Raw genomic sequence first — 5,357 nt, 5'->3', positions numbered from 1 at the left:
ATGTAACTCGCCCAGGTTAAATTCAGGCAATTCAAAATTTGTATAGTCAATAGATAAATCTACCCCAACGCCTACTCCTGCTCCTATACCACCGCCGATTTTTATGTTCTTGTTGGTGTAAGAGTTATTTACGCCAAATTCTCCTCCAAATAAACCACCGGAAAGGTTCATGTCCATTTCTATTCCAAATATCTCCAGACCACCCTTAACTTCTCCATGAAATATGTATTTTTCGCCCCCAAACGCTGCAACAGCGCCATATACATCCTTTCCATCTGCGTCAGTACCAATATATCCTGCACCGAATCCAGCTTTACCATTAAAGTAGCCAATGCTCCCTTGCGCAGAACCGTGAATATTATTTTTATCAGTTCCTAACGTTGTATTTCCCTCTGCCGTAATTCCATGAGCCGTTCCTTCTGCAAGGGCATATATTCCCGGATCCAGTTTTCCATCCCTTAACAGTTGACTCCCTGCTCTTGCTTCAACAGCTCCCGTCAAAACGGAAAGAATACCAGTTCCTTTGAGATAGTCACCAATACTACCACTTAACTGATCTTCCAATACACTGAATGAAGCATTACCATTTATTCCGGCACCAATATTGCCATTTTTAATATCAAAATCTGCAAATGCATTGCCCTTAGCTTCCCCTTTCAAAATGGACACAATATTCTCTACAGCAATATCGCCCCATTCCGCTCTGCTCAGAATAGATAATAACGCACCAGATGCAGACATATTACCAACGTCCCACTTATTCCAGTCCACAGACGTTAGCAGCGTACCGTCCTTGCCAAATAAACTGAAGACTTTTTTATTCTCTCCCAGCTGAAAGAGATCATTTGATCCTAACGTCTCAAATACATTTCGGATCACCCCGTTACTGTCTGCAAAATATTGGAGCAGAGAAGAAATGTTTTTAGCCAGCAGAATATTTGCCATGCCACCTCCATATCCTGTAATCTGCTGTTCTGCAGACTTATATACCACTGCAATATCCGATACTGCTGAGGACATTCCTTTCAGATTCCTGCCTTTCTCACTGGTCGTACTTGAAATAGAACGAAGATTTTTTTTGACTCCCGATATAGAAGACGATTTTACGGATAACCTCGCTGTAATATCTGTAATCTGCATGGATATACTGGCTAACTGCAATGCTACAGAGTTTAGATTCTTCTGTTCTACGAGCAAAGAACTTAATTTGACTTCAAAGCTGCTCATACCCTACTCCTCATTCTTTCACCATTTATTTTTATATCAATTCTTATTGAGATATCCGGAATATGAAGATCTCATTTGCCAGAGTAATTTCATCTGCATTTTTTAAAACGACTCCCTCTGAATCTATTTTTTTGCCATTGACAAATGTCCCATTAACCGATTCCTTATCCTGAATGGTATATAAACCATCCTCCCATAATATAACTGCATGTAATCTGCTGATTACTTTGTTATCCAATATGGCAAAATCCACAAGATCAGGCTTCTTTCCAATAAAAAACTCCGGTTTTGAAATTTCAATGATCTTCCTTGTCCGTTCCTGCTCCAGCCTTGCCTTCTTTGCATTCCTGGAGAAATTGTCATTCAGAGGATTCTGCAATTCGGTCCTCTCATCTTCATCTTCACTTTGGAATAGCAGCGTCGTACTTTCCTCGTCAACATGCTCAATCTGAATGTTCTCTTTACCGCTTTTTTTCTGTCTGATATTATTTTGCTGACCAGTATCTGTTAAATATTCTTTTTCCTGCTTCTTTTCATTTCCGACTTCTGAAACTGCTGCCTGTCCTTTTTGTTTCCTGGGGGATCTGTTATCCTTCCAACGAACAATGAGTATATGCATGAGCTTGGAAAATAGTAAAATACAACATACGGCTAATATGTAAACGACTTTTCTGGTCAGCGGCATCTTTTTTTCCAGATTTGATCTGGATTTCTCCAGCAGTGATACCTTCTCCTGAATACCATCTACGGTCAATTCCGACTCTTTCATGGCACCCTCCACAGCCTGGATATTCTGCTGCAGGGTTACCAGGGATTCTCCTTTGTAGTCGCCGCTTTCCTCCAACTCCCTGCATTTACTCAAAAGCGTCTTCAGATTTTGGAGCGCCAGTTCCTTCTCCTTACTTCCGTAAACGATTCCATAATTGTCCAGAATTTCTTTAATCTCATCTACCGCAAGAGAATAATAAGCACGTATTTCCTCATTGGTATAAGCTGCGTTATTTAACCCCACAAAATAACCATCTGTATCCACAAGTGCGCCTCCTGAATTGCCAGGGGTTACTACTCCCGAATGCTGTATACATACTGCGTCCTTTCGCTTTGAAGAAGCATCCTGTATATAACCGGCATGGATTTCAACATCAGCTTCTGAATACTGTACGGCGTTGCCTGGTACTTCATCCGGAAATCCCAGTACATAAACAGGATCTCCCGTTTTCAGACTTCCGCTGCTGCCAAGCTTTAATGCATTTTTTTCATTAATAACGCTATCCACACTTAAGATACTATAGTCCTGCGTCTGGCTTTCCGTCATCACAGCAGCCTCCACATCCACGTCACCTTTAATCATTACGCGAATGCTGTCTGTCAGCTCTTTTACATCTGTTTCAATTTCCTTTTCTTTGCAATACGCAGATTTTTCTTTGTTGGAAATATTGACACTATGATAGGTTGTTACTACATAGGTATATCCGCTGCCATTGCTGATCAGACAGCCGCTGGAACGCTTAAGCATATGAAATCTGCCATTTTTATCAGTAAATCCTGCTTTTATTTCTAAAATCCCGCTTTTGGCTTCACTGATTTTATCTACTTCTTTTCCATATACTTTTATGGAAGCAAACCCCAAAAAACCAAAAAATAAAATCATGGTTAACCAAATCGTTTTTTGAAATGACTTATTCATTCTCACTTTAATACCTCCTGCATACCGCAGACAGATCTGCAGTACTGCTTCAATAGAAAGTTTAAAACGCAAAATGCGTATATATCTGCTTTTGCAATATCAAAAACACATATATCTGCACTTAATTCAGAAAGTGCAGATAAGAGCACGCCTCCCCGTACTCTTATCTGCTGCACTTCAGTATTTCACTTTTGGAATTATTGAATAACATCCGAAGAAAGTGAATTTGCTGCGGTCACACTTGCTTCTTCTGCTCTCTCATATTCTTTCGCCATAGCCTGTAAATCGGTGACATGCTCATTGACCATTCCAATCATTTTGTTAATGTCATCCTGGAGACCCTGGAATTTTTTATTATAAGCTGTGGCTGCATCTCCGCTCCACACATTCCCCGTTAATCCATTTACTAAACTTGTCATCTGCGAGGTTAGTGATTTTATGGAATTTCCTGTGCTCTGGAATGATGTCGCTGTGCTGGTTAATTTACTGGTAGAGACTTTTAATGTACCTGTCATGTTCGTTTCCTCTCTTTCTGTTCTTTCCTCAATGAAATCTTTCTATCCGATTATTTATCGGATGATTAGAATGATTATTTATATGATCGGCTGGATGCCACACTCAAATTGGCTTTTTCTGCACTATTATACTGTTTTACAATCTCCTGAAGGCTTGCAACGTACTTTTCTATCGCCTGATAAAAATTATTCATCTGGACAACATCCTGCTGAAATACCTTATGGAAAGCATCATTTGCTTCACCATCCCACATGGAATTAAGAGATGCTTCTTCGGTAACCAGACTTTCCACCTTTTGTTTAAAGTCATTGTTGAACTTCATTAATTCAGACGCCTTTGTATTAAGTGTTGATGTTGTTACTGTAATTGATCTTGCCATATCTTTTCCTCCTTAAACTTTGCTTTGATCTATATGGATTTTTGAGTAATGCTGTACTAGAACCTGTTTGGAACTCTTCTAGTAATTCCTTCTTCTTGCTCTTTCTAAAGCCCGCATTTCTGCTTCATAGGTTTTCTGTGCAATTTCCCGCAATACATCAGAGGTCTTACTCAGATTTTTTGCGATAGAAGATATATCACCCTCAACGATCTGCACCTTCTTCATATATGCTGCTGCATTATCCCCTTTCCAGTTATAGGATAAATTACTTCTGGTGTTTACCAGATCATTCTCAGCAATTCGTTCCAGCTTCCCCGAAAGAGATTCCAGCTTATCAGCCTGCTTAATTGTGTTTTTAAAATCCATCCTTATGGAATATTCTGATCTTGCCATTACGGACTCCTTTGCTAAGAAATAATGTCAGTTGGCAGAACTCTTGACAGCTCATTTGCTTTTTCTTCGGCTTCATCATATAAGTTTGCCATATTCAGTAAATCTGTCGGATGCTCTTTTAAGCGTTTCAAAATAGTTACTACATCAGACTTTACTTCCTTTAAATAACTCTGATGCATATTACTGGCATCTCCCTCCCAATAATTTTTTGAATTGGTAATAATCGTTTCGATTTTACTCCAATTGGACTCCAGAGAACTAACTTCATCTGTGATTTCCTTCGCCTTCGCCTTCAGTATCTCCGGAGTAACTCTTAATGTAAATGTAGCTGTCATGGTTTCCTCCTACACTTGAATTCCTGTAATCAACTGGGATATCCGGTTCTCACAAGTATCATACTTACTCTTTGCCGTAGTTTCATATTTATAGATTTTGTCCAGGTTATCCAGCAGCGTTCTTAAAGCATCCATATCATTTTGAAATACCTGTGCAAATGCCTCGCTGCTTGGACCATCCCACATTTTATCCAGTTGAGAGACACTTTCTATCATTTTCGACATCTCTGACCTCATTTTTGTAATACTATCTGAAATCTGATCAGAATCATTCTTTAGCCGGTTTGTGTTAACCCTTATTTTATCCATCCTGAATATACCCACTCCCCTTTCCCTGCTTATTATGAATTAAAAGTATTGAGAAATTAATCGCTGTATATTTCCTAAATCCTTTAGCGAAACAGATTCCTCAAATCTTGGGATATCGTCTGAAGTATCCAGTATCTCTTCTTCGGTATTTTCATACTGCTTTTTAATGTTGTCCAGGACTCTGTGTAACTTCGCCAGAGAATCACATTTACGATGAAATACCGTTTCCTGCACTTCCAGCCTGTCTGCAATCTTCCGTATACCTGTATGCTCAGAATTTTTCATACAGTTGCGAAGCTCCTGCAATTCCCGCAAATCTTTTCGTAAGGATTTTTCGATAATTTTCAACGACTCTATTATGTATTGTAACTTGGAAAAAGAAACTTCAACCTGCATATATCCTCAACCCTTCTCGCCCGAGTATAACAAATACATCGCCGGTAAAGTTATTTTTTCCGTAAACGGCACATTCATCTGCCCAGAATGCACATTTTAAACAAGCATCAGTCTG

General features: G+C 39.3%; 8 protein-coding genes. All 8 read right to left on the bottom strand.

All coding sequences use genetic code 11. The features are described 5' to 3' along the window. On the bottom strand, positions 1 to 1,227 hold a 1,227-nt coding region (locus ACH2DQ_RS23515; RefSeq protein WP_395028547.1), incomplete at its 3' end, for a hypothetical protein. 43 nt (positions 1,228 to 1,270) lie between these two features. Further along, positions 1,271 to 2,914: a trypsin-like peptidase domain-containing protein gene (locus tag ACH2DQ_RS23510; RefSeq protein ID WP_394910855.1), complete on the bottom strand. Its 1,644-nt coding sequence runs from the start codon at positions 2,912 to 2,914 to the stop codon at positions 1,271 to 1,273. Positions 2,915 to 3,111: 197 nt separating this feature from the next. Further along, positions 3,112 to 3,429, bottom strand: a complete 318-nt coding sequence (locus tag ACH2DQ_RS23505; protein WP_394910814.1) for a WXG100 family type VII secretion target — start codon at positions 3,427 to 3,429, stop codon at positions 3,112 to 3,114. A gap of 74 nt (positions 3,430 to 3,503) precedes the next feature. Then, positions 3,504 to 3,809, bottom strand: a complete 306-nt coding sequence (locus ACH2DQ_RS23500; protein ID WP_394910813.1) for a WXG100 family type VII secretion target — start codon at positions 3,807 to 3,809, stop codon at positions 3,504 to 3,506. 78 nt (positions 3,810 to 3,887) lie between these two features. Continuing rightward, positions 3,888 to 4,202 (bottom strand): hypothetical protein, encoded by a 315-nt coding sequence (locus ACH2DQ_RS23495; protein ID WP_394910812.1) that lies wholly within the window; start codon positions 4,200 to 4,202, stop codon positions 3,888 to 3,890. Positions 4,203 to 4,216: 14 nt separating this feature from the next. Further along, on the bottom strand, positions 4,217 to 4,537 hold the full coding sequence (locus ACH2DQ_RS23490) for a WXG100 family type VII secretion target (protein WP_394910811.1): 321 nt from the start codon (positions 4,535 to 4,537) through the stop codon (positions 4,217 to 4,219). Positions 4,538 to 4,546: 9 nt separating this feature from the next. Further along, a complete protein-coding gene (locus tag ACH2DQ_RS23485) occupies positions 4,547 to 4,846 on the bottom strand; it encodes a WXG100 family type VII secretion target (RefSeq protein ID WP_394910810.1) in 300 nt (99 codons plus the stop codon). 39 nt (positions 4,847 to 4,885) lie between these two features. Further along, positions 4,886 to 5,131, bottom strand: a complete 246-nt coding sequence (locus ACH2DQ_RS23480) for a hypothetical protein (RefSeq protein WP_394910809.1) — start codon at positions 5,129 to 5,131, stop codon at positions 4,886 to 4,888. Positions 5,132 to 5,357: the final 226 nt, after the last annotated feature.

Source organism: Robinsoniella sp., from assembly GCF_034124845.1.
The sequence above is the reverse complement of the archived record's forward strand: the minus strand, read 5'-3'. Positions and strand labels throughout refer to the sequence as shown.

Coding starts and splice junctions, on each gene's coding strand:
- ACH2DQ_RS23510 (WP_394910855.1), bottom strand. CDS start 2,914: ATGAATAAGTCATTTCAAAAAACGATTTGGTTAACCATGATTTTATTT.
- ACH2DQ_RS23505 (WP_394910814.1), bottom strand. CDS start 3,429: ATGACAGGTACATTAAAAGTCTCTACCAGTAAATTAACCAGCACAGCG.
- ACH2DQ_RS23500 (WP_394910813.1), bottom strand. CDS start 3,809: ATGGCAAGATCAATTACAGTAACAACATCAACACTTAATACAAAGGCG.
- ACH2DQ_RS23495 (WP_394910812.1), bottom strand. CDS start 4,202: ATGGCAAGATCAGAATATTCCATAAGGATGGATTTTAAAAACACAATT.
- ACH2DQ_RS23490 (WP_394910811.1), bottom strand. CDS start 4,537: ATGACAGCTACATTTACATTAAGAGTTACTCCGGAGATACTGAAGGCG.
- ACH2DQ_RS23485 (WP_394910810.1), bottom strand. CDS start 4,846: ATGGATAAAATAAGGGTTAACACAAACCGGCTAAAGAATGATTCTGAT.
- ACH2DQ_RS23480 (WP_394910809.1), bottom strand. CDS start 5,131: ATGAAAAATTCTGAGCATACAGGTATACGGAAGATTGCAGACAGGCTG.